The organism is Paraburkholderia sp. 31.1, from assembly GCF_014397645.1.
Taxonomy (GTDB): domain Bacteria; phylum Pseudomonadota; class Gammaproteobacteria; order Burkholderiales; family Burkholderiaceae; genus Paraburkholderia; species Paraburkholderia tuberum.
On record NZ_VZQN01000005.1, the window covers coordinates 76081 to 99316 of the forward strand.

Genomic DNA, 23236 nt, shown 5'->3' on the forward strand with positions numbered 1-23236 from the left:
CGATGACGTTGCAACCCAGTCCGCTGCGCGTCGCGATGGTGGCCGGCGAGCCGTCCGGCGACCTGCTCGCCGCGTCGCTGCTCGACGGCCTCGCCAGCCGGTTGCCGGCCGCCACGCAGTACTACGGCATCGGCGGTCCGCGCATGATCGCCGCGGGCTTCGACGCCCACTGGCCGATGGAAAAGCTGACGGTGCGCGGCTATGTCGAAGCACTGCGGCACATTCCTGAAATCCTCGGTATCCGCAATGAGCTCAAGCGTCAGTTGCTCGCCGAACCGCCGTCCGTGTTCGTCGGCGTCGACGCGCCCGACTTCAATTTCGGGCTCGAGCACGCACTGCGCGACGCCGGCATTCCGACCGTGCACTTCGTTTGCCCGTCCATCTGGGCGTGGCGTGGCGGGCGCATCAAGAAGATCGCCAAGGCCGTCGACCACATGCTGTGCGTGTTCCCGTTCGAAACCGCGCTGCTCGAAAAGGCGGGTGTCGCGGCGTCGTACGTCGGGCATCCGCTGGCCGATCAGATCCCGCTGGAACCCGACACCCTCGGTGCGCGCCGCGCACTCGGTCTCGCGGAAAGCGGGCCGGTGATCGCGGTGCTGCCGGGCAGCCGGCGCTCCGAGATCGACCTGATCGGCCCGACGTTCTTCGCGGCGATGGAGATGATGCAGCACCAGGAGCCCAGCGTGCGCTTCGTGATGCCGGCGGCGACGCCCGCGTTGCGTGCGCTGCTGCAGCCGCTCGTCGATGCGCATCCGGGCCTCGTGCTGACCATCACCGAAGGCCAGTCGCAACTCGCGATGACCGCCGCCGACGCGATTCTCGTGAAGAGCGGCACCGTCACGCTCGAAGCCGCGCTGCTGAAAAAGCCGATGGTGATTTCGTACAAGGTGCCCTGGCTGACCGGGCAGATCATGCGCCGCCAGGGCTATCTGCCGTACGTCGGCCTGCCGAACATCCTGGCCGGGCGTTTCGTGGTGCCGGAGATCCTGCAGCACTTCGCGACGCCGCAGGCGCTCGCCGAGGCGACGCTGAAGCAGTTGCGCGACGAGGCGAACCGGCGCACGCTGAAGGAAATCTTCACGGAGATGCATCACGTGCTGAAGCAGAACACCGCGCAGCGCGCGGCTGAAGTCGTGGCGAGCGTTGTCGAGCAGCGGGCGGGGCGGCCATGACCGCCGCGGGCGCGCCTCGCCGGAAGATCGCGGCCACCGTTCGGGTAGTGGCGCAAGCCGGCCTGAACTTCGAGAGCGCCGACGACATCGTCTGCGGCGTCGACGAAGCAGGGCGCGGACCGCTGGCCGGTCCGGTCGTCGCGGCGGCGGTGATTTTCGATCCCGCCAAACCGATGATCCGCGGCCTCGACGATTCGAAGGTGCTGAGCGCACTCAAGCGTGAAGCGCTGTACGACAAGATCGTCGAGCGTGCGCTCGCGTACTGCGTCGCGTCGGCGACAGTCGAGGAAATCGATTCGCTGAACATCCTGCACGCCACCATGCTCGCGATGAAGCGCGCGGTCGAGGGCCTGTCGGTCGTGCCGACGCTCGTGAAGATCGACGGCAACCGTTGCCCGACGCTCAGCATCCGTAGCGAGGCGGTGATTGGCGGCGACGCGCTCGTGAAGAGCATCTCGGCGGCGTCGATTCTCGCGAAGGTCACGCGCGACCGCATGCTGGTCGAACTGCACCAGGCGTATCCGATGTACGGCTTCGACGCGCATGCCGGTTATGGCACGCCGCAGCATCTCGCGGCGCTGCGCGAGCATGGGCCGTGCGAGCATCATCGGCGATCGTTCGCGCCGGTGCGCGAAGCGCATTTGAGGTTCGGCACTGGCGTGCCGTTGCCGTCGGCGGACGCCGTCATCGTGGCCGACGCGCTGCTGCTCGACGACGATGCGTTCGGCGAAGCCGGCTTCGCGTGACCGACCCCATCAGCGCGGCTCGAGCGCGCTCCGCGCTTGCGCGCCGTTGATTGCCGCTGATTCCTTTTCCCTTCTCACCGCCTTCGCTGCCTGTGAAAGCCATCACCTCGCGGGACAATCCGCTCTACAAGCGCCTGAAGGCACTGGCCGGCTCGACGCATCAACAGCGCCGCAGCGGCCACGCGCTGCTCGAGGGCTTCCATCTCGCAAGCACGTATCTCGACGTCGCAGGTCAGCCGGAGCTATGCGTCGTCACCGACGGCGCGTTGCGTCACGACGAAGCGCAGGCGATCGTGTCACGCATCGACGAGCATCGGCTCGTGACGCTGCCGGATGCGTTGTTCGGACAGTTGTCGAATGTCGTGCATGGGGTCGGGATTCTGCTGCTCGTCGAGAAGCTCGACGCACCGCTGCCCGAGCGCGTCGAGCAAAACTGTCTCGTGCTCGACGGCGTGCAGGACGCGGGCAACGTCGGCTCGATTCTGCGCAGCGCAGCGGCTGCGGGTATCGAGCACGTGTTCTGCGCGCCGGGTACCGCATACGCGTGGTCGTCGAAGGTGCTGCGCTCGGGGATGGGCGCGCACTTCCTGTTGCAGATTCATGAGGATGTCGAAGCGCGTGCGCTGATCGAACGGCTCGCGGTACCGATCGTCATCACCGATTCGCACGGTGCCGAAGCGATCTATGACAGCGACCTGAGCAGGCCGCTCGCGTGGGTGTTCGGCAACGAAGGGGCAGGCGTGTCGCAGGCGTGGCGCGATGCCGTGTCGTTGCGGGTGACGATTCCGCAGCCCGGCGGTATGGAGTCGCTGAACGTGGCGGCCGCGGCGGCGGTCTGCGTGTTCGAGCAGTGCCGGCAGCAGCGCGGGCGCAAAAAGTAGACTTAAGTGGCGTTGCGAGGGCTCTGGCCCGGCAACGCAACGCCTGCTCGGCCATCCCTCAATACGACGGCCGATCCAGCTTGATCTCCTGCAGGATCGTCGTCGCGATTTCCTCGATCGACTTGTGCGTCGACGACAGCCACTTGATCCCCTCGCGCCGCATCATCGTTTCGGCTTCGTTGATCTCATAGCGGCAGTTTTCCGGCGCCGCATACTTGCTGCCCGGCCGCCGCTCGTTACGGATCTCCGACAGCCGCTGCGGATCGATCGACAAGCCGAACATCTTCTGTCGATGCTCGCGTAGCGGCGTCGGCAGCTTGCCGCGTTCGAAATCTTCGGGAATCAGCGGATAGTTCGCCGCTTTCACGCCGTACTGCATCGCCAGGTAAAGGCTCGTCGGGGTCTTGCCGCTGCGCGACACGCCGACGAGGATCACGTCGGCGTCTGCGAGATTGCGATTCGATTGACCGTCGTCGTGCGCGAGCGAGAAATTGATCGCCTCGATCCGGTTCTTGTACTCCTCGGTGTCCGCGTTCTGGTGGCCGCGCCCCATCGCGTGGCTCGACTTCAGTTCCAGTTCCTGCTCGAGCGGCTCGACGAAGGTCTGGAACATGTCGAGCACGAGCGCGTTCGAACCCTTCACGATCTGATTCGACGAGCTATCGACGAGCGTGGTGAACACGATCGGGCGACGGCCGTCCTGCACGACCGCTTCGTTGATCTTTTCGAGCGTCGCATAGGCCTTCTCGGTCGAGTCGACGAAAGGCACGCGGACCAGGCGGAATTTCTGGTCGAACTGGGAGAGGATCGAATGCGCGAAGGTTTCGGCAGTAATCCCGGTACCGTCTGAGACGATGAATACGGTGGGCGGCATCAGAGGAGTTGTGAACGTGAAAGGCAAATGAGCCGGAAAGCGCGAGCGCGACAACGCGCTCGAATACAAACCGCGCGGCGGCGGGCGCGCCACGCTCGCGTCCCGCGCGGGCGGTCCCGCAAAAGCCCGCTGGCTCGGTCGGCGCGCGATTCGAGGCGCAATTCTCGACCGACTGCCACATTTCAGGAGTCGGCACGGTAGAATAGCGGCAACCTGTTGGATAAGCAATTGCAGGCGATTGGCCGCTAACTTGCCGCGAACGGTCGTTCAACGTCACGTTATCTAATGTCAATATGCGTTGAACGCAACAGATCGAGCGGTAAGTCCGCTCAACCGCGTTCTTCGATGCTCCGCCTCGCGCGCCACGGCCGGCGCGCCATGCAACGCATCTCCGCCGTCCAGGCGATTGCTTATCTAACAGGTTGTGCAAGACACGGGGTCGAGGCTTCCAATGGGCTGCCCGTGTTCAAGCCCACTTGCACAGTCGTGAATTTCTTTCACACTTAGGGGCTTGTATGACTAACGCAGTTACCGTCGCAAAGGACAAGGCGTATGTAGTTCCGTTCGAGCAGTTGCGGATGACCGACGTGGAGATCGTCGGCGGCAAGAACGCGTCGCTGGGCGAGATGATCAGCCAGCTCGCCGAAGCCGGCGTGCGCGTGCCGACCGGCTTCGCGACCACCGCGCTCGCGTTCCGTGACTTCCTGCAGCACAACGATCTGACCGAGCGCATCGCCAAACGTCTCGAGACGCTCGACGTCGACGACGTGAAGGCGCTCGCCGAAGCGGGCAAGGAGATCCGTCAATGGATCGTCGACGCGCCGCTGCAGCCGCAGCTCGAGGCTGACATTCGCGCGGGGTTCGACACGCTGCAACAGAGCTCGCCCGAGGAGCTGTCGTTTGCCGTGCGTTCATCCGCGACCGCGGAAGACCTGCCGGACGCATCGTTCGCCGGTCAGCAGGAAAGCTACCTGAACGTGGTCGGCATCGACGACGTGCTCGATCGCATGAAGCACGTGTTCGCGTCGCTGTATAACGACCGCGCCATCTCCTATCGCGTCCACAAGGGCTTCACGCATGCTGAAGTCGCGTTGTCGGCGGGCGTGCAGCGCATGGTGCGTTCGGACGTCGGCGCCGCGGGCGTGATGTTCACGCTGGACACCGAATCGGGCTTCAAGGACGCCGTCTTCATCACGTCGAGCTATGGCCTCGGCGAAACCGTCGTGCAGGGCGCGGTGAATCCGGACGAGTTCTACGTCTTCAAGACCACGCTCGCGCAGGGCAAGTACCCGATCATCCGCCGCTCGATCGGCTCGAAGCTGATCAAGATGGAGTTCACGAAGCCGGGCGAGCCGGGCCGCGTGAAGACCGTCGACGTCGCGCACGAACAGCGCAACCGCTTCTCGATCACCGACGAAGACGTGATCGAGCTCGCGAAGTACGCGGTGATCATCGAGAAGCACTACCAGCGTCCGATGGACATCGAGTGGGGCAAGGACGGCCGCGACGGCAAGATTTTCATCCTGCAGGCGCGTCCGGAAACGGTGAAGAGCCAGGGCGGCGGCAAGGCCGAGCAGCGCTTCAAGCTGAAGGGCCAGTCGAACGTGCTGGCAACGGGCCGCGCGATCGGTCAGAAGATCGGCGCGGGTCCGGTGCGCGTGATCCACGACCCCTCGGAGATGGACCGCGTGCAGCCGGGTGACGTGCTCGTCGCCGACATGACCGATCCGAACTGGGAGCCTGTCATGAAGCGTGCGTCGGCAATCGTCACGAACCGTGGCGGCCGCACCTGCCATGCGGCGATCATCGCGCGTGAGCTGGGCGTGCCGGCCGTGGTCGGCTGCGGCGACGCGACCGACGTGCTGAAGGACGGCGCACTCGTCACCGTGTCGTGCGCTGAAGGCGACGAAGGCAAGATCTACGACGGCCTGCTCGAAACCGAAGTCACCGAAGTGCAGCGCGGCGAACTGCCGCCGATTCCGGTGAAGATCATGATGAACGTCGGCAATCCGCAGCTCGCATTCGACTTCTCGCAACTGCCGAACGCAGGTGTGGGTCTCGCGCGGCTCGAGTTCATCATCAACAACAACATCGGCGTGCACCCGAAGGCGATCCTCGAGTACCCGAACGTCGATCAGGACCTGAAGAAGGCGGTCGAAAGCGTCGCGCGCGGTCACGCGTCGCCGCGCGCGTTCTACGTCGACAAGCTGACCGAAGGTATCGCAACGATCGCGGCGGCGTTCTATCCGAAGCCCGTCATCGTGCGTCTGTCGGACTTCAAGTCGAACGAGTACAAGAAGCTGATCGGCGGCTCGCGCTACGAGCCGGACGAGGAAAACCCGATGCTGGGTTTCCGCGGCGCGTCGCGCTATATCGCGGAAGACTTCGCCGAGGCGTTCCAGATGGAATGCGTTGCGCTGAAGAAGGTGCGTGAAGAGATGGGCCTCGACAACGTCGAGATCATGGTGCCGTTCGTGCGTACGCTGAAGCAGGCGGAGCGCGTGGTCGGGCTGCTCGCGAAGTTCGGCCTGAAGCGCGGCGAGAAGGGCCTGCGTCTGATCATGATGTGCGAAGTGCCGACGAACGCGATCCTCGCGGAAGAGTTCCTGCAGTACTTCGACGGATTCTCGATCGGCTCGAACGACCTGACGCAGCTCACGCTCGGCCTCGACCGCGACTCGGGCATGGAGCTGCTCGCGGTCGATTTCGACGAGCGTGATCCAGCGGTCAAGTTCCTGCTCAAGCGCGCGATCGAAACCTGTCTGCGTCTCGACAAGTACGTCGGTATCTGCGGCCAGGGGCCGTCGGATCATCCGGACTTCGCGCAATGGCTGACTGACGAAGGCATCAAGTCGATCTCGCTCAACCCCGACACGATCATCGATACGTGGCAGCAGCTGGCAAAGGCGAAGCAGTAACTCGCGAGGTATCGAATGCCGCTTTCGCAGGCGGCATTCGGCACGCGTTAAAGGCACGTGCGCTTCGTGCTATAAACACCCCGGTAGAACCGGGGTGTTTTGCTTTGTGGAGGTCGACGTGGCGCCTGGTGGACTGTTCTGGTGGATCGGGGCGGGTGTGCTTGTCGTGCTGGAGCTGATGAGCGGCACCTTCTATCTGTTGATGATCGCGTTCGGCTTCGTCGCGGCCGCGCTTGCGCGCATTGCCGGCGCCGGGACCGATCTGCAATTCGTAGTGGCGGCGCTGGTCGCGCTCGCGGCGGTCGTGGTGCTCAGACGCTCGCGATTCGGCCGTCGTAGGCGCGAGCAGGCGTCGCGCAATCCGGATGTCAATCTGGATATCGGGCAGACGCTGAACGTGCCGGCCTGGCAGGGGCGCAAAGCACGCGCGACCTATCGTGGCGCGGCATGGGACATCGAGCTGGCCGCGGGCGAACCCGAAGACGCGCAGGTCTACGAGATCAAGGAGTTGCGGGGCAGTTGCCTCGTCGTCGTCGCGAGGCGGCAGCCGAAGGCGCGCGCGAGCGCGACCTGACGACCTGAGCGCCGGCCGCCCAAGCTGAAAACGCAGGCCCGACCAACCTGCGCACAACTATTCGAAGCAGAATCGGAGGGTAGCGATATGGATTCAACCATCGTCGGGGCAGTGCTGCTGATCGTCGTGATCATGCTCGCGTCGCAGACCATCAAGATCGTGCCGCAGCAGCATGCGTGGGTGCTCGAGCGCCTCGGCCGTTATCACGCGACGCTGACGCCGGGTCTGAGCTTCGCGTTCCCGTTCGTCGACCGGGTCGCGTACAAGCACGTGCTGAAGGAAATTCCTCTCGAAGTGCCGAGCCAGGTCTGTATTACGCGCGACAACACGCAACTGCAGGTCGACGGTGTGCTGTATTTCCAGGTCACCGATCCGATGAAGGCATCGTACGGATCGAGCAACTTCGTGTTCGCGATCACGCAGTTGTCGCAGACCACGCTGCGCTCGGTCATCGGCAAGCTGGAGCTCGACCGGACCTTCGAGGAGCGCGATTTCATCAATCACAGCATCGTGTCCGCGCTGGACGAGGCGGCCGCGAACTGGGGCGTAAAAGTGCTGCGCTACGAGATCAAGGACCTGACGCCGCCAAAGGAAATCCTTCACGCGATGCAGGCGCAGATCACCGCCGAGCGCGAGAAACGCGCGCTGATCGCGGCATCGGAAGGGCGCAAGCAGGAGCAGATCAATATCGCGTCGGGCGGCCGCGAGGCGGCGATCCAGAAGTCCGAGGGCGAGCGTCAGGCAGCGATCAATCAGGCGCAGGGGCAGGCCGCGGCGATTCTGGCGGTAGCCGAGGCGAACGCGCAGGCGATCCAGAAGATCGCGGCGGCGATCCAGCTGAACGGCGGCATGGACGCGGTGAATCTGAAGGTGGCCGAACAGTACGTGAACGCGTTCTCGAACCTCGCCAGGCAGGGCACGACACTGATCGTGCCGGGCGACATGTCGAACATGAGTTCGATGATCGCGTCGGCGCTGACCATCGTGAACAGGAGCAAGGCGGCAGCGGAGCCGCCGCGCGGCGACTTGCGCTGACGAACGGGCAATGCATGCGCAATGAGCGCGTGACGTAAAAGCAAATGGCCCGCACATCGATGCGCGGGCCATTTTTGCATGAGCCGGAAACGAATCGCGTTCAGGTCGGCGAGCGCATCAAGCGCGCCTTCTCGCGCTCCCAGTCGCGTTTCTTCTCGGTCTCGCGCTTGTCGTGCATCTTCTTGCCCTTCGCGAGACCGATCTCGCATTTGACGCGACCGTTCTTGTAGTGAAAATTCAGCGGCACGAGCGTGTAGCCGCGCTGCTCGACCTTGCCGATCAGCTTGCTGATCTCCTCGCTATGCAGCAGCAACTTGCGCGTGCGCACCGGGTCGGGATGGATGTGCGTCGACGCTTCGGGCAGCGGGCTGATGTGCGTGCCGATCAGGAACAGCTCGCCGTTGCGGATCACCACGTAGCCTTCCTTGATCTGGCCGCGCCCGGCGCGCAACGCCTTGACCTCCCATCCTTCGAGCACGAGGCCTGCCTCATAGCGTTCCTCGACCGAGTAGTCGTAGAAGGCTTTTCTGTTGTCTATGATGCTCATGAATGGAAAGTGCCCAACTCGTTTAAAATCACGATTTTAGCAAAGCGGGGCAAGGAAAGCCCGCGGCGCTCGTCCACCGTTGCCACGCGCTGTTCAATTTATGGCAGATGTCCAGAAAACCGTTTTGATTCGCCACTCGGCGGAGCAGATGTTCGACCTCGTCACCGACGTCGACGATTACCCCAAGTTCCTGCCATGGTGCGGGGGCATCGAAATTCGTCACCGGGACGACACCAGCATGGAGGCGAGGATCGATATCAACTTCAAGGGCATCAAGCAGCATTTCGCCACGCGTAACTCGATGGAGCGCCCCACGCGCATCGACATGGAATTCGCCGACGGTCCGTTTCGCAAGTTCACCGGTTTCTGGCGCTTCACGCCGCTGCGCGCCGATGCGTGCAAGATCGAATTCGCGCTGCACTACGAGTTCACCAGCATCCTGCTCGAGAAGATCATCGGGCCGGTGTTCAATCACATCGCCAATACCTTCGTCGAATCTTTCGTGAAGCGCGCCAACCAGCGCTATGGTCAGTCATGAGCGCGCGGCTAACGGTAGAGGTCTGCTATGCGCTCGCTGCCGAGCAGGCGCTGATTGCGGTCGAGTTGCCCGCGGGCGCGACGCTGCAACAGGCGATCGGCGCAAGCGGGATTCTGCAGCGCTTTCCGTCGATCGATCTGAACACGCAGAAGGTGGGCGTGTTCGGCAAGCTCAAACCGCTCGATACAGTGCTGGCCGACCATGATCGCGTCGAGATTTACCGGCCGTTGCTGGTGGATCCGAAGGTGTCGCGCCAACGCCGCGTCGAAAAGACACGCAAGGCGGGGTCGATCGAGGGGCGGCGTTGGTTGAACAAGGATTCGCGCTAGGCGGCGCTAGTTGGGGGGGCGGCGGACTTTTTCGCGCGCCGCCCGTCTTGCATCATCGCGTCACATCACCTCAAGGCGCCGCCGTCTGCGCCTTATCGTTCATCCCCTCGATGCGCGCCGCACCCGACGAATCGTCGTCCGAATGCCGGCGCACCGACCACCAGACCCCCGCCACCAGCAGCAGGATCGCCGCGAGTTCGAGCGGGCGCGGCAGGCGCTCGTCGTAAATGAACGCGTAAAGCAGCGCGAACAGCGTCTCGAACACGATCATCTGGCCGGACAGCGTTAGCGGCAGCCGTTTTGCCGCGGCATTCCACAGGCCGTTGCCGAGCCACGACGCGCCGATCGCGAGTGCGAGGTTGAGCAGCCAGAACGTGCGCCAGCGCGGGTCGGCCAATTCACCCTGCGGGCCGCCCGACGGCAGCACCGCGACCACGAGCCACAACGCGCCGCCGAGCGCGCCAGTCACGACGCCCCACAGCACCGACCACTCATTGCCGCTGAAATGCGTCTGACGCTGCAGGTAACGGGCGTTCTCGACCGCGAACCAGGTCCAGCAGATGAGCGCGCCCACCGCGCAGGCCACGCCGAGCAGGCGCGTCGCGATGCTCACCGGCGCCGCGCCGGCCACCGTAAAGACGTCGATATTGATGCAGACGATGCCCGCCATCACGGTCGCGAGCGGCCATGCGAGGCGCGCGAGCGGCACCGCGCCGTGATCGCGCCGGCCGACCAGCGTGACCGTGACCGGCAGCACGCCGACGATCAGCGAGGCCGGCGCGATTCCGATCAGGTGCACGGCGGCCGTCAGCAGCAGGTAATAGACGATATTGCCGGCCAGCGCGAGCTTGACGAGCGCGATCAGATCCTCGCGGCTCAGCCGTTTGGCGAGGGAACGCGCGATCGGCAGCGCCGCGGCGAGCGACACGACGCCGTACATCGAGTAGCGGCCGGCGACGAGCAGGAGCGGGGAGAAGTCGGGCAGCACCCGCGGCACCAGAAACACCATGCCCCACAAGGCTCCGGCCATGACGCCATATACGACACCGCGCTGCATCGACTGCCTCTGCTGGATAAACTGGAATGGCCGGCAGAATAGCGGTTTTGCGCGCGGGGCGTCTTGTTCGATCCTGCATTCAGGCCGCTCGACCGCCGCTCGACAGGGTACGTGCCGCGAAAATGCCGCCGGCTCTGCTCCGATTTCGCCTGCGAACGCGCAAACGAAACCCGATCGAACCCGACGCGAACAGGCAAGCGAAATCGACGCAGGCGGGAGCGGCAAAAAATCGTCTGAAATTCGCTAAGCTGCTGTTCGCGCAGTGAAAACCGGGGTGGTATCGCGTATAATTCGCTTTTGCGCCTATAGGATTTGCCATGCGTCTGATCCAAACAGCACTCACGTTCGATGACGTGCTCCTCGTCCCGGCCTTCTCCGATGTTCTGCCGCGCGACACCAGCCTCAAGACCCGGCTGACCCGCAACATCTCCCTCAACATGCCGCTCGTGTCCGCCGCGATGGACACGGTCACTGAAGCACGTCTGGCAATCGCCATGGCGCAAATGGGCGGCGTCGGCATCATCCACAAGAACCTCACGCCGGCCGAGCAGGCGCGTGAAGTCGCGAAGGTCAAGCGTTTCGAGTCGGGCGTCGTGCGCGATCCGATCACCGTGCCGCCGCATATGAAAGTGCGCGACGTGATCGCACTGTCGCGCCAGCATGGCATTTCGGGCTTCCCGGTCGTCGAGGGCTCGCAGCTCGTCGGCATCGTGACGAATCGCGACCTGCGCTTCGAAGAGCGTCTGGACGAGCCGGTGCGCAACATCATGACGCCGCGCGAGCGTCTCGTCACCGTCAAGGAAGGCACGCCGCTCGCCGAAGCGAAGGCGCTGATGCACAGCCACCGCCTCGAGCGCGTGCTGGTCATCAACGACGCCTTCGAACTGCGCGGCCTGATGACCGTCAAGGACATCACCAAGCAGACCGAGCACCCGGATGCATGCAAGGACGAGCACGGCAAGCTGCGCGCGGGCGCGGCGGTCGGCGTCGGCGCGGACAACGAAGAGCGCGTCGAACTGCTCGTGCAGGCCGGCGTCGACGTGATCGTCGTCGATACCGCGCATGGCCACAGCAAGGGCGTGCTCGAGCGCGTCAAGTGGGTCAAGCAGAACTTCCCGCACGTCGAGGTGATCGGCGGCAACATCGCAACCGCTGCGGCCGCCAGGGCGCTCGTCGAATACGGCGCGGACGGCGTCAAGGTCGGTATCGGCCCGGGCTCCATCTGCACGACGCGAATCGTCGCAGGCGTCGGCGTGCCGCAGGTCACCGCTATCTCCAACGTGTCCGAAGCGCTGAACGGCACCGGCGTGCCGGTCATCGCCGACGGCGGCGTGCGCTTCTCGGGCGACGTCAGCAAGGCGCTCGCGGCGGGCGCCAGCGCGGTCATGATGGGCAGCATGTTCGCCGGTACCGAGGAGTCGCCGGGCGAGGTATTCCTGTACCAGGGCCGCCAGTACAAGTCGTACCGTGGCATGGGCTCGGTCGGCGCCATGAAGGACGGCGCGGCGGACCGCTACTTCCAGGACAACTCGGCCAACATCGACAAGCTGGTGCCGGAAGGCATCGAAGGTCGCGTCGCGTACAAGGGTTCGGTCAACGCGATCCTGTTCCAGCTGATCGGCGGCGTGCGCGCGAGCATGGGCTACTGCGGCTGCCGCACCATCGCCGAAATGAACGAGAAGGCCGAGTTCGTGCAGATCACCGGTGCGGGCCTGCGCGAGTCGCATGTGCACGATGTGCAAATCACCAAGGAAGCGCCCAACTACCACGTGGACTAAACGCCCATGAAGCCACTGCTGCGCGTTGTACTGATCCTCGATGCGTTGTTGCTGCTGGCGTTCGGCCTGCTGTTCGTGCTGACGCCGTGGACCTCGCTGTACGACGCGTTGCAACTGGTGCCAACGGAGCCGACTCTGGTCGGCCAGGCGTTCGGCGTCGCGCTGATCGGGCTCGCGTGGCTCGCGGTGCATGCGTCGTTCGACGGGGCGCTGACCTCGACGGTCGCGAAGGTCGTCGGTCATGTGCACTGGCTGATCGGCGTGCTGATGCTGGTCTGGCTGCTGGGGCTGCATACGCCGTCGCTGACCGGTTTCGGCCAGATGGTGGCGGTGCTGGCCGGTGTGGTGCTGGTGGTGATCGGGCTCGGCGGCGTGCGACTGTCGGGTGCGGTGCGGCGGCGCGAGAAGGGGATCGTGATCAAGCCCTCGTCGAGCAAGGCCGACAGTCGTGCCGATAAGCGTGCCGCGAAAGAGGCCGAAAAGGATGCCGCACGGCAGCGTGAACCCGAACGCGACAACGCGCGCGAGCCACGTGCCTCAGCGGGCTTTCCGGTCTATCACGCCGAGCCGGTGCCAGAGCCCGTCGTGCCGGTCACGCGGCCGGCCAATCCGGCTGCCGCGGCTTCCGTTGCCACTCCCGCGCCGCTTCATCCGGCCGCAAGCGAGCCCGGCCTGAGCGAGTCCGAACGCGCCGCGCGCGACACCAGCAACGACGTGCCCGGCGCACCCCGCCCGCCGTTTCATGGTTGAAGCGCCGCGCGCCAGGCCGTTTGCCGAAGCTAGCGGATTTCGTTCGCGCGCATCACAGGCGGCGAGTTCCGTGGTCGGCCGCGCCCTTGTGCTTCATCGTAATGTTGGCTGTCCGCGCTGCGCCAAGACCGTCGCCGCGCGGACCGCTTTGAATTCGACGCCGCGCCTCGCGCGCGGCATTCCGTATCCGCTCACTTCTGATTCCGTCCGCTGCCATGCATGACAAGATCCTGATTCTCGACTTCGGTTCGCAAGTCACCCAACTGATTGCACGTCGCGTTCGCGAAGCCAACGTGTATTCGGAAATCCATCCGTACGACGTCGACGCGTCGTTCATCCGCGACTTCGCGCCGAAGGGCGTGATTCTGTCGGGCGGTCCGAGCTCGGTCACCGAGGAAGACACGCCGCGCGTGCCGCAAGCCGTGTTCGAACTCGGCGTGCCGGTGCTCGGCATCTGCTACGGCATGCAGGCGATGGCGCAGCAGCTCGGCGGCAAGGTCGACATCGGTCATCTGCGCGAATTCGGCTACGCCGAAGTGCGCGCGCGCAACCATACGAGCCTGCTCGAAGGCATCAGCGACTTCACCACGTCCGAAGGCCACGGCATGCTGAAGGTATGGATGAGCCACGGCGACAAGGTGCTGGAGATGCCGCCGGGTTTCGCGCTGATGGCATCGACGGAATCGTGCCCGATCGCCGCGATGGCCGACGAGCAGCGCCGCTTCTATGGCCTGCAATGGCATCCGGAAGTCACGCACACGGTGCAGGGCCGCGCGATGCTCGAGCGCTTCGTGCTGAAGATCTGCGGCGCGAAGGCCGATTGGGAAATGGGCCACTACATCGACGAAGCCGTCGCGAAGATTCGCGAGCAGGTCGGTAACGAGCACGTCATTCTGGGCTTGTCGGGGGGCGTGGATTCGTCGGTGGCGGCGGCGCTGCTGCACCGCGCGATCGGCGATCAACTGACCTGCGTGTTCGTCGACCATGGCCTGCTGCGCCTGAACGAAGCCGAGCAGGTGATGGCGCTGTTCGCCGATCACCTTGGCGTGAAGGTGATTCACGTCGACGCGAGCCACGCATTCCTCGGCAAGCTCGCCGGCGTGACCGATCCTGAAGCGAAGCGCAAGATCATCGGCGCGGAGTTCGTCGAAGTGTTCCAGGCCGAAGCCGGCAAGCTGACCGACGCGAAGTGGCTGGCACAAGGCACGATCTATCCGGACGTGATCGAATCGGCGGGCAAGGGCAAGAAGGCTGCGCAAACCATCAAGAGCCACCACAACGTCGGTGGTCTGCCGGAGACGCTGAACCTGAAGCTGCTCGAACCGCTGCGCGAGCTGTTCAAGGACGAAGTGCGCGAGCTTGGCGTGAAGCTCGGTCTGCCGCACTCGATGGTGTATCGCCATCCGTTCCCGGGTCCGGGTCTGGGCGTGCGGATCCTCGGCGAAGTGAAGCGCGATTTCGCGGACCTGCTGCGCCGCGCGGACGCGATTTTCATCGAGACGCTGCGCAACACGATCGACAAGGAAACCGGCAAGTCGTGGTACGACCTGACGAGCCAGGCATTCGCGGTGTTCCTGCCGGTCAAGAGCGTCGGCGTGATGGGCGACGGGCGCACCTACGAGTACGTCGTCGCGTTGCGCGCGGTGCAGACGCTCGACTTCATGACCGCGCATTGGGCGCATCTGCCGCATGAACTGCTTGGGCATGTGTCGAACCGGATCATCAACGAAGTGCGCGGGATCAACCGGGTCGTCTACGACATCTCGGGGAAGCCGCCTGCGACGATCGAGTGGGAGTAGGCACCATTTTGGTGCATAATCTGGCAGGGCCAAGCATCTACAGGCATCAAACCCACCTAAACCCGTGATTCTGCGGGTTTTTTCACATCGTCAATAAGAACGCTGAAACGCCCCGTCTAACGGTAAGAACTGCTGAAAAGCACGGGTGAGCACTTTCTAGGCGTGGCACTTTCACTGGTATCAATTTTCACTGCCGCCGCAGGCGCGGCGATACCACGCATTGATGATCCGGTTTCACGTGGTATCGAAATCGCGCTAACCGTTGCCCATCAATGGTTTGATCCTAAAAAACAACACTTCGGAATCATGGTATCGAAACAGCCGTCAGTAACAGGCCGATACCATCGCGCCATCGCCTATGCTCGCGCAAACGTTTGATATCAAAAAAGAAAGTCTTGGCGGGCGATACCACGTGCAGAAATCGCCTGAAACCTTCTTTTTCGGTGCCTGTCAGACGCCGTCTCGTTGATTTCGCGACCGGATTATCAATAGGACTTGGTTAAGGAAACTGGCGGGATTTTCAGCTTTGGTCGTGGATCAGGATTGAGCAATCACATAACCGATTGCTGACAATGTTTAACGACGCAAAAAAATTCCAAGAAAAGCCGTTCAGCCTTCATCAAGGCGACTGCCTCGATGTGATGCGAAGCATGGAGTCGGACTCAATCGACCTGACCGTTACCAGTCCGCCCTACGACAACCTGCGTACCTATAACGGATATACGTTTGATTTCGAGAATATTGCCCGTGAACTGAGCCGCGTAACCAAGCCGGGGGGCGTGGTGGTTTGGGTAATTGGTGATGCGACGGTCAATGGGAGTGAAACAGGCACGTCATTCCGCCATGCGCTGTTCTTTCTAGACGTATGCGGATTCAAACTGCATGACACCATGATTTACGAGAAAGACGCTATATCGTTTCCCGACAAGAACAGGTATCAACAATCTTTTGAATATATGTTTGTGTTTTCAAGAGGTGCGCCTTCTACAAGGAACATAATCCATGATCGGCATAATGTAAGCTTTGGCCGAAAGGTTACTGGTACGGGGCGCAATGCTAGCGGCTCAACATCCCGCGCCTCATGCTACGGCAATTCCATAAAGGAGTTCGGGGCTAGGTGGAACGTGTGGCGTATGGCCACAAACAAAGGCAATTCCAAGAGCGGTCATCCTGCCGCGTTCCCTGAAGCGCTTGCGCGTGACCATATCCTAAGTTGGTCGAACCCCGGCGACGTAGTTCTTGACCCGTTCTTAGGCAGTGGAACTACCGGGAAGATGGCCGTTTTGGCCGACCGCCGTTTTGTCGGAATCGAGATTAGCCAAGAATACTTGGCGATTGCCGAACAGCGCATCGAGGCGGCACTCGACAAGCGCGGCGAGTCTGCCGACCTATCCGCTACTGAAGCCCAAGTTCCTCACGGCTAACTGCCCATTGCAACAGAAGGTCGCGCATCTCGGCCTCGTAGTGGTTCAGCCCCATGAACTCTTGGGCGAGGCCAAGCAGGTGTATGAGCGCGGCATTCGCGGACAGGAGAGTGGCGCGTAGGTCTGATTTGTCGGGATGGAAGATCATCCCGACAAAATCTTCCTGTTCGTCCTTGTCGAAGTGTCTATGAAGCGCGCCGAGCGTCACATGCGCGCCATCCCCTGATGGGAAGCGATACGAAAGCTCGTATAACTGGGCAAGGCCAGCTTGCACAGCCAATGGTGCCCACTTGATCGACTGCGGCCCATTCTCTTGTGGATACTCCTCCTTTACGCGTGCCACTTCCTGCTCAAATTGCGTCAAGTCTCTGCCGTTCCTCGCGGCTCGATTCATCTCAATCATCGAGTTGGCCAAGGACAGGCAATGCTTCGCATGATCCTCATGCAGTTTTTCGAGAGTTCCTTCGACCTTCAACAGTCCGCCCGTCACGATCACAGCTTCGCAGCAGAGGCGGGCAAGGGCGCGGGCTTCCGCCAGTGCGCCACGTTCTGAAAGGAGGATCGCAGACTGGAATGATTGAAGCGCCCGATAGAAGGCTGCGATTGCAAGCACCCTATGTTCTGGCAGTTCGCCATCTGGGAACTCGTGGATCATCCGCATCCCCATTCGGTTCATCCGGTCTGCGATGGCGAAGGACTCCGGGAACTCGGCGCGAACAGTGTCTCGCCATCCATCAAGATCATCGCCAAGAAACCCTACATCGTTGAAGCCGCTGGGCATCCATGTTCTCCGTGTTGTCGTCGAAAGGGCATACGATGAGTCTACCGTAGCAAGCTTTGGATGGCTTCTGCACGGTAGGAGTGAGCGTTCGGATCAATTCTTATACGGCTAATTCGAGCATTTTCTGGCTATGGTATTTAGCGTGGTATCGAGAAAAGTGAGTCGCGTAAAACGCATTGAATTCAATGAGTTACAACGCTCATTGATGAGTGAGTGGGAATGAAAATACGTCCTTCGGGGACTATCGCCAACTATCGAGAAATTGCTGTAACATCGCCCGCGCTCGAAAAGCAGCGCGAGAAACGCCGGGTACTTGCTATCAAAACCTTTGGCACGGCGATGGAGACATGGCTGGCCAACGCGAAGTTGGCCGACAGCACCCGCGCCATGCGCAAGCACATCATCGACCGGGACATCCTGCCGGTTTTCCAGAACCGCCTGCTGACCGAAATCCAGCCTGAAGACCTGCGGGCGTTGTGCAACAGGGTTAAGGAGCGCGGGGCACCCGCCACTGCGGTGCAGATTCGGGACATCGTGAAGCAGGTCTACGTCTACGCCATCGCCCACGGTGAAAAGGTGGACAACCCGGCGAACAGCGTGGGTGCGGCCTCGATCGCCACCTTCGTGCCGAAGGATCGCGCCTTGTCGCCGCTGGAAATCCGGCTGATGGTGCAGCAGATGGAATCGGTGGCAACCTATCCGACGATCAAGCTGGCGCTGCGCCTGATCCTGCTGACACTGGTGCGCAAGAGCGAACTGATCCAGGCCACCTGGGATGAGGTCGATTTCGAGGGCAAGACCTGGACGATTCCGAAGCAGCGGATGAAGGGACGCGATCCGCATGTGGTCTATCTGTCGCGCCAGGCGCTCGACATCTTCGTGACGTTGCACGCCTGCGCGGCCGGCTCAAGGTTCGTTTTTCCCTCCCGTTACGATGCACAGCGTTGCATGTCCAACGCAACCTTGAATCGGGTCACGCAACTCGTGGCGGAGGCGGCAAAAACCAAAGGGCTGCCGCTGCAATCGTTCACGGTCCATGATCTGCGCCGTACCGGCTCGACGCTGCTGAACGAAATCGGCTTCAACCGCGACTGGATCGAGAAGTGCTTGGCGCACGAGGAGGGACGTTCCTCACGCTCGGTCTACAACAAGGCCGAGTACGCCGAGCAGCGGCGCCACATGCTGCAAGAGTGGGCCAACCTGGTAGATGCCCGGGGCGGTGGTCAGACCTACGTGCCGAAGCTGATGCCGGAGAACGTGGTCGTGCCGGTACTGAGTGCGACGGTGTAAGGGGGAGGGAACGATGGTTTTCCTTGCGTCGGCGACTGCTAGTCATCGATTGGTTTGTAGTCGTCTAAAAACGATCACTATGAGTGATTGTTTTTCCCCCTCTATCGAACTCGTAGGGCTTGGCAGGGGTTTATAAGAAGTGTATTTTGATCACTATGGGTGATCAAAATACAGGAAAATTGAACCTCCTACTGACCGAACTGGGCGATACGCGTCTGGTGTCGAGTCGATGGCTGCGGGTTCACGACTATTCCAACAGCCTCGTCGCGCGCTACGTGAGCAGCGGGTGGCTGGTGTCGCCTGCGCGCGGCGTCTATATGCGTAAGGGAGGCCGCCTGCAGTGGGAGGGCGTGATTCGCAGCCTGCAGGTCGGTGAAGGGATGCCGCTGCACGTTGGAGGCCGTTTCGCGCTCGGCCTGCAGGGGCACGAACACTACCTGCGCCTGGGCGATGTGGGGACGGTCACGCTGTATGGGCCGGGACGGCCTCCGGGTTGGCTCTGCAAGCTCCCATTGGCGCAGCGCGTCGAGTATCTGGGCAAGGGGGCATTTGATCTGCCACCCGTGTCGTTCACGGTAGAGGTATCCGAGGCGGAGCTGTCGGATCAGGGGTTGGCGTGGCACCAGGCTGCTCCCGGTGCCGATGCCCTGGTTTGTTCAACGCCGGAACGAGCCATGCTGGAATTGTGCGATGGCGTATCAGATGCGGCGCTGGTCTACGAGGTGGATGCGCTGATGCAGGCCATGACGACGCTGCGGCCGCAGCGGGTTGGCCTGATGCTGCGCCACTGCCGCAGCATCAAGGCCAAGCGGCTGTTCCTGGCGCTCGCCGATCGCCATCGGCACGCGTGGCTGTCACACGTGCCGATGGATGGCGTCGATCTGGGGCGGGGAAAGCGTGCGCTGGTGCCTAGCGGTCGTCTGCATCCGGCTTATCAGATCACCTTGCCGGGAGACCTCGATGAACACCTGGCTTGATCACTGGGATCGCCGCTACACCGACCGGGTTCGGTTGTTGGTCGAGATCCTACCGGTGCTGGCACAGGAGCCGAGGTTCGCGCTCAAGGGCGGCACGGCTATCAACCTGTTCGAGCACGACTTGCCACGGTTGTCGGTAGACATTGATCTGGCCTGGTTGCCGGTGCATGACTATGCCGAGGATGCGAAGCTGATCGCAGAAGCGCTCGTGCGACTGGCCGATGTGTTGCGTGCCCGGCCCCTGCAATTACAGGTGCAGTTGTCGGCAGGTGAGGGCGCTGGCGTCACGCGGTTGGGTGGCCAGCCGCGGTCGTGCGCGTGTGCAGATCGAGACAACGCCGGTCATGCGCGGTACGGTGCATCCAGCGCGGAACATGGTGGTGCGCCCGAGGGTCGAAGAGGCGTTCGGTTTCGCCTCGGTGCAGGTGCTGGACTTCGCCGACCTCTATGCCGGCAAGCTTGCCGCAGCATTGTCGAGGCAGCATCCGCGCGATCTGTTCGATGTCGGCTTGTTGTTGGAAGACGAACGGGCGGACCAGGTGCTCTGACGTACCTTTCTTGTCTACATGACCTGTAGTCCCAAGCCTGCCTGGGAGATGCTAGCGCCTCGCGTGCCTGCGGATTTCGCAGCGACCTTCGATGCGCACTTCAAGGGCATGACGGCTGAGCCGATTGAAGTCGAAGTCTTACTAGGCATCCATGAGCGCCTGTTGGCACGTGTGGTCGACTGGCTAGATGAGCCATCGTGTGCGTTCCTACGATCCATTGAGGATCAGCAGCCGGAATTCGACCTGATTGGACTTCCGCATGCGGCCAATTTGCCGGCTGTGCTACGCAAGCTGCATAACTTGGCCCAGCGTACCGACGTCAAGCGTGCGGCGGATCGGACCCTGTTGGAAGAAACACTGGCTCGGATCGTCGGTGCCAGATGAGGCGAGGTGCTTACGCGACGATTCGCGGTTTCTCAGGGGTCTATGAGTTAGGTCAAGGCAGGGATTGCAGTGGATTGTTACGTGCCGAAACTATTGCCCGAGAATGAGGTAGTGCCGGTGCTGAGTGCCACCTTGTGTGTCGAATCTGCGGGCGATGGAGGACGAGGCCTGGGATATACTGTGTGTCCTCTTTTTTACCGAGCCGGTAGGCAATCAAGGACGCCTTACGGACTCGATCCGAGGGGCGGATTCAGCCGTTGGCGGATTGACTGGATCTGCCCGCGTGGGAGGCAATCCGAGACCCGCTGGACTTCGCATTGTTTGAGCGGGTCGGTCGCGCAAATATCACGTCAAGTCATGACTAGCAAACACTCTTCCACCAAGTCACGTCGATCCTCGAAGCTTTCCCGCATCCACGCCCCCGATCACATGTCGCCCGCCGACTGGCAGCGCGCCTTGCGTCGGCAATTCGGGCAAGAGCAAGCGTTCTCGCTGGAGAATCTCGGGACGGAGACGTATTTCTCCGAATTCCGCGTCGGCAATCCGGAGTCGAACTTCAGCTATCGCGTGTCGATTCGTGGGGCCTGCCCGGGCGACAACTTTTGCGACTGTCCCGATTACGCCACAAACGAACTCGGCACCTGCAAGCACATTGAATTTACCTTGTCGCGACTGCTGCGCAAGCGAGGCGCAAAGGCGGCCTTCGCCCGTGGTTATCAGCCCGCATTCTCGGAGCTGTATTTGCGAAACGAGGGAGGGCGAGCGGTCCATTTTCGCGCCGGCGCGGATTGTCCGGCAAAGGTAGCCAAAGCGGCCGCCGCTTTGTTCGACGAGTCTCGGCGATGGCATCTGCCGGAGGACCGTTTCGAAGATCTCGGGCGCTTTCTCTCCACGGTGGCGAAGGCCGGGCACGAATTGCGCGCCCATGACGACGCGCTCGATTTCATCGCCGGCCGAAACGATGCGGCGCGCCGTGCCAGGATGCTCGACGGGCAGTTTCCGCAAGGCGGGGCGACGCCCTCGCTGAAGAAGCTGCTCAAGGTGCCGCTCTATCCGTACCAGGCCGAAGGCGCATTGTTCGCCGTGCGTGCCGGGCGCGCCTTGATCGGCGACGAAATGGGCCTGGGCAAGACGGTGCAGGCCGTCGCGGCGGCGGAAATCCTGATCCGGCATTTTGGCGTGTCGAAAGTGCTGGTGATTTGCCCGACTTCGCTCAAGTATCAGTGGCAGAGCGAGATCACGCGGTTCTCCGGCCACGCTTCGAGGGTAGTCGCGGGCGGCCTTGCCCAGAGGCGGGGCGAATATGCGGCCCAGGATCTCTACAAGATCACCAACTATGAAAAGCTGAAATCGGACCTTGACATGATTTCCGCGTGGGCGCCGGAGCTGGTCATCGTCGACGAGGCGCAGCGCATCAAGAACTGGAACACCATTGCGGCGAAGGCTCTCAAGCGAATCGACAGCCCCTATGCCGTCGTGCTGACGGGAACGCCTCTCGAAAACAAGCTGGAGGAACTCGTTTCCATCGTTCAATTCGTCGACCAGCACCGTCTCGGGCCCACGTGGAAGCTGCTGCACGAACATCAGCTCAAGGACGAGGCGGGACGCGTGACGGGATACACGGGCCTCGAGAAGATCAGCCAGACCCTGGCACCGATCATGATACGGCGTCGCAAGTCCGAGGTGCTGCTGCAGTTGCCCGGGCGCACCGACCAGAATCTGCTGGTGCCCATGACCGAGCTGCAGATGGCGTATCACACGGAAAACGCGGACATCGTGGCCAAAATCGTCCGGCGCTGGCGTAACACCAGGTTTCTGTCGGATCAGGACCAGCGGCGCCTCACCTGTGCTTTGCAGAACATGCGCATGTCGTGCAACAGCACCTATCTGCTGGACCAGGAAACCGATCATGGCGTGAAGGCCGACGAGCTGGCGACGTTGTTCGAGTCGCTTTTCACGCAGCCGGACGAGAAAGTCGTGGTGTTCAGTCAATGGACGCGCACGCATGAGATAGTCATTCGCCGGCTCAAGAAGCTCGGCATCGGCTACGTCAGCTTCCATGGCGGCGTGCCGTCGGAAAATCGGCCCGCGCTGGTGCAGCGCTTTCGGGACGATTCGGACTGTCGGGTATTTCTGTCGACGGACGCAGGTAGCACGGGGCTCAACCTCCAGCACGCGTCGACGCTCGTGAACATGGATCTGCCGTGGAACCCGGCGGTGCTGGAACAGCGCATCGCGCGCATCTATCGGTTGGGCCAGAAAAAGCCGGTACAAGTCGTCAATTACATCGCGAAGGGAACGATCGAGGAGGGCATGCTGTCGGTGCTGGCTTTCAAGCGCTCGCTGGCGGAAGGCATCCTCGATGGCGGCGCCAGCGAAATTCTGCTCGGTGGTTCGCGCCTGACCCGCTTCATGAAGGATGTCGAAAACGTCGCGGGGCGGATGGGAGAGAGCGAGGTCATGGCCGCGGCGGAGGAAGCCGCGAGCGGCGCAGTCGTGTCCGGCGACGCGGCGCGTGACGCGAGCGTCGTGGAAACCGACCTCGCCGGTACCGGCGAGCGGCCTCAAGCTTCGACCATCGATACAGCGCAACGAGGCGCGTCCTTCGAACCGTGGTCAGGGTTGCTGCAGTTCGGCGCGGCGCTGGTGTCGGCGTTGAATGAGCCGGGCGATGGCGCGGTTGCCGCACACCCGTGGGTCGAGCGCGATGCCGTGACGGGCGCGCGAAGTCTCAGGTTGCCGCTGCCATCTCCCGAGACGGCAAGACGACTGGCTGAGGTGCTGTCGACGATCTCGGATGCTCTGCTGCGCAACGGCAGCGCAAACTAAAGTCG

General features: G+C 62.5%; 19 protein-coding genes and 2 pseudogenes. 17 read left to right on the top strand and 4 right to left on the bottom strand.

The window, feature by feature from the left end; genetic code table 11:
• The first annotated feature begins 2 nt into the window (after positions 1–2).
• The 3 genes from lpxB to F6X37_RS04655 all read left to right on the top strand — a co-directional run bounded on the left by lpxB (position 3) and on the right by F6X37_RS04655 (position 2799).
• The gene (lpxB, locus tag F6X37_RS04645) at positions 3–1172 is read left to right on the top strand and encodes a lipid-A-disaccharide synthase (RefSeq protein ID WP_187610476.1); all 1170 of its coding nucleotides are present in this window, start codon (positions 3–5) and stop codon (positions 1170–1172) included.
• The gene (gene rnhB / locus F6X37_RS04650) at positions 1169–1918 is read left to right on the top strand and encodes a ribonuclease HII (protein ID WP_090800573.1); all 750 of its coding nucleotides are present in this window, start codon (positions 1169–1171) and stop codon (positions 1916–1918) included. The genes lpxB and rnhB overlap by 4 nt, the downstream gene beginning before the upstream one ends.
• Positions 1919–2010: 92 nt before the next feature.
• Positions 2011–2799 (top strand): TrmH family RNA methyltransferase, encoded by a 789-nt coding sequence (locus F6X37_RS04655; RefSeq protein ID WP_090800571.1) that lies wholly within the window; start codon positions 2011–2013, stop codon positions 2797–2799.
• Positions 2800–2857: 58 nt separating this feature from the next.
• On the opposite strand, the gene F6X37_RS04660 is transcribed toward F6X37_RS04655, so the two are convergent.
• Positions 2858–3673, bottom strand: a complete 816-nt coding sequence (locus F6X37_RS04660; protein ID WP_090800570.1) for a pyruvate, water dikinase regulatory protein — start codon at positions 3671–3673, stop codon at positions 2858–2860.
• A gap of 515 nt (positions 3674–4188) precedes the next feature.
• Here F6X37_RS04660 and ppsA point away from each other — a divergent pair.
• The 3 genes from ppsA (at position 4189) to F6X37_RS04675 (ending at position 8200) form a co-directional block, all read left to right on the top strand.
• A complete protein-coding gene (gene ppsA, locus F6X37_RS04665) occupies positions 4189–6591 on the top strand; it encodes a phosphoenolpyruvate synthase (RefSeq protein ID WP_187610477.1) in 2403 nt (800 codons plus the stop codon).
• Positions 6592–6709: 118 nt separating this feature from the next.
• Positions 6710–7165: an NfeD family protein gene (locus tag F6X37_RS04670; protein ID WP_187610478.1), complete on the top strand. Its 456-nt coding sequence runs from the start codon at positions 6710–6712 to the stop codon at positions 7163–7165.
• Between the two features lie 87 nt (positions 7166–7252).
• The gene (locus F6X37_RS04675; protein WP_184056883.1) at positions 7253–8200 is read left to right on the top strand and encodes an SPFH domain-containing protein; all 948 of its coding nucleotides are present in this window, start codon (positions 7253–7255) and stop codon (positions 8198–8200) included.
• 100 nt (positions 8201–8300) lie between these two features.
• Here the strand turns inward: F6X37_RS04675 and smpB are convergent, their stop codons facing one another.
• Positions 8301–8747 carry an SsrA-binding protein SmpB gene (gene smpB / locus F6X37_RS04680; RefSeq protein ID WP_013089686.1) on the bottom strand — a complete coding sequence of 149 codons (447 nt, stop codon included), beginning with the start codon at positions 8745–8747 and terminating at the stop codon, positions 8301–8303.
• 100 nt (positions 8748–8847) lie between these two features.
• Between smpB and F6X37_RS04685 the strand changes: the two genes are divergently transcribed.
• A complete protein-coding gene (locus tag F6X37_RS04685; protein WP_018417666.1) occupies positions 8848–9285 on the top strand; it encodes a type II toxin-antitoxin system RatA family toxin in 438 nt (145 codons plus the stop codon).
• Entirely contained in the window at positions 9282–9614 is a 333-nt protein-coding gene (locus F6X37_RS04690) for an RnfH family protein (RefSeq protein WP_090800565.1), read from the top strand. The genes F6X37_RS04685 and F6X37_RS04690 overlap by 4 nt, the downstream gene beginning before the upstream one ends.
• Before the next feature lie 70 nt (positions 9615–9684).
• Here the strand turns inward: F6X37_RS04690 and F6X37_RS04695 are convergent, their stop codons facing one another.
• Positions 9685–10671, bottom strand: a complete 987-nt coding sequence (locus F6X37_RS04695; RefSeq protein WP_187610479.1) for a DMT family transporter — start codon at positions 10669–10671, stop codon at positions 9685–9687.
• A gap of 317 nt (positions 10672–10988) precedes the next feature.
• Between F6X37_RS04695 and guaB the strand changes: the two genes are divergently transcribed.
• The 5 genes from guaB (at position 10989) to F6X37_RS04720 (ending at position 16422) form a co-directional block, all read left to right on the top strand.
• Positions 10989–12449, top strand: coding sequence for an IMP dehydrogenase (gene guaB / locus F6X37_RS04700; RefSeq protein WP_187610480.1), 1461 nt, complete (start codon positions 10989–10991; stop codon positions 12447–12449).
• 6 nt (positions 12450–12455) lie between these two features.
• Positions 12456–13199, top strand: coding sequence for a hypothetical protein (locus F6X37_RS04705; RefSeq protein WP_187610481.1), 744 nt, complete (start codon positions 12456–12458; stop codon positions 13197–13199).
• A gap of 215 nt (positions 13200–13414) precedes the next feature.
• Positions 13415–14998 (top strand): glutamine-hydrolyzing GMP synthase, encoded by a 1584-nt coding sequence (gene guaA / locus F6X37_RS04710; RefSeq protein WP_187610482.1) that lies wholly within the window; start codon positions 13415–13417, stop codon positions 14996–14998.
• A gap of 162 nt (positions 14999–15160) precedes the next feature.
• Positions 15161–15376 (top strand): hypothetical protein, encoded by a 216-nt coding sequence (locus F6X37_RS04715; RefSeq protein ID WP_187610483.1) that lies wholly within the window; start codon positions 15161–15163, stop codon positions 15374–15376.
• Positions 15377–15570: 194 nt separating this feature from the next.
• Positions 15571–16422, top strand: a complete 852-nt coding sequence (locus tag F6X37_RS04720; protein ID WP_187610484.1) for a DNA-methyltransferase — start codon at positions 15571–15573, stop codon at positions 16420–16422.
• Here the strand turns inward: F6X37_RS04720 and F6X37_RS04725 are convergent.
• The gene (locus F6X37_RS04725) at positions 16394–17203 is read right to left on the bottom strand and encodes a DUF5677 domain-containing protein (RefSeq protein ID WP_187610485.1); all 810 of its coding nucleotides are present in this window, start codon (positions 17201–17203) and stop codon (positions 16394–16396) included. The two genes, F6X37_RS04720 and F6X37_RS04725, sit on opposite strands and share 29 nt — an antisense overlap.
• 273 nt (positions 17204–17476) lie before the next feature.
• On the opposite strand from F6X37_RS04725, the pseudogene F6X37_RS04730 reads away from it, so the two are divergent.
• The 4 genes and pseudogenes from F6X37_RS04730 to F6X37_RS04745 form a co-directional block, all read left to right on the top strand.
• Positions 17477–18493 (top strand): annotated as a pseudogene (locus F6X37_RS04730) (tyrosine-type recombinase/integrase); the annotation flags it as partial.
• 155 nt (positions 18494–18648) lie between these two features.
• Entirely contained in the window at positions 18649–19470 is an 822-nt protein-coding gene (locus tag F6X37_RS04735) for a type IV toxin-antitoxin system AbiEi family antitoxin domain-containing protein (RefSeq protein ID WP_187610486.1), read from the top strand.
• Positions 19454–20402, top strand: a pseudogene (locus tag F6X37_RS37580) (nucleotidyl transferase AbiEii/AbiGii toxin family protein). The gene F6X37_RS04735 and the pseudogene F6X37_RS37580 overlap by 17 nt, the downstream one beginning before the upstream one ends.
• A gap of 429 nt (positions 20403–20831) precedes the next feature.
• A complete protein-coding gene (locus F6X37_RS04745) occupies positions 20832–23231 on the top strand; it encodes a DEAD/DEAH box helicase (protein WP_187610487.1) in 2400 nt (799 codons plus the stop codon).
• The last annotated feature ends 5 nt before the right edge of the window (positions 23232–23236 follow it).

What these genes read in the sequence shown, in the direction of transcription:
- ppsA (WP_187610477.1), top strand. Translation starts at nt 4,189, where the DNA reads ATGACTAACGCAGTTACCGTCGCAAAGGACAAGGCGTATGTAGTTCCG.
- smpB (WP_013089686.1), bottom strand. Translation starts at nt 8,747, where the DNA reads ATGAGCATCATAGACAACAGAAAAGCCTTCTACGACTACTCGGTCGAG.
- rnhB (WP_090800573.1), top strand. Translation starts at nt 1,169, where the DNA reads ATGACCGCCGCGGGCGCGCCTCGCCGGAAGATCGCGGCCACCGTTCGG.
- F6X37_RS04705 (WP_187610481.1), top strand. Translation starts at nt 12,456, where the DNA reads ATGAAGCCACTGCTGCGCGTTGTACTGATCCTCGATGCGTTGTTGCTG.
- F6X37_RS04675 (WP_184056883.1), top strand. Translation starts at nt 7,253, where the DNA reads ATGGATTCAACCATCGTCGGGGCAGTGCTGCTGATCGTCGTGATCATG.
- guaA (WP_187610482.1), top strand. Translation starts at nt 13,415, where the DNA reads ATGCATGACAAGATCCTGATTCTCGACTTCGGTTCGCAAGTCACCCAA.
- F6X37_RS04745 (WP_187610487.1), top strand. Translation starts at nt 20,832, where the DNA reads ATGTCGCCCGCCGACTGGCAGCGCGCCTTGCGTCGGCAATTCGGGCAA.
- F6X37_RS04660 (WP_090800570.1), bottom strand. Translation starts at nt 3,673, where the DNA reads ATGCCGCCCACCGTATTCATCGTCTCAGACGGTACCGGGATTACTGCC.
- F6X37_RS04725 (WP_187610485.1), bottom strand. Translation starts at nt 17,203, where the DNA reads ATGCCCAGCGGCTTCAACGATGTAGGGTTTCTTGGCGATGATCTTGAT.
- guaB (WP_187610480.1), top strand. Translation starts at nt 10,989, where the DNA reads ATGCGTCTGATCCAAACAGCACTCACGTTCGATGACGTGCTCCTCGTC.
- F6X37_RS04695 (WP_187610479.1), bottom strand. Translation starts at nt 10,671, where the DNA reads ATGCAGCGCGGTGTCGTATATGGCGTCATGGCCGGAGCCTTGTGGGGC.
- F6X37_RS04720 (WP_187610484.1), top strand. Translation starts at nt 15,571, where the DNA reads ATGTTTAACGACGCAAAAAAATTCCAAGAAAAGCCGTTCAGCCTTCAT.
- lpxB (WP_187610476.1), top strand. Translation starts at nt 3, where the DNA reads ATGACGTTGCAACCCAGTCCGCTGCGCGTCGCGATGGTGGCCGGCGAG.
- F6X37_RS04735 (WP_187610486.1), top strand. Translation starts at nt 18,649, where the DNA reads ATGGGTGATCAAAATACAGGAAAATTGAACCTCCTACTGACCGAACTG.
- F6X37_RS04685 (WP_018417666.1), top strand. Translation starts at nt 8,848, where the DNA reads ATGGCAGATGTCCAGAAAACCGTTTTGATTCGCCACTCGGCGGAGCAG.
- F6X37_RS04690 (WP_090800565.1), top strand. Translation starts at nt 9,282, where the DNA reads ATGAGCGCGCGGCTAACGGTAGAGGTCTGCTATGCGCTCGCTGCCGAG.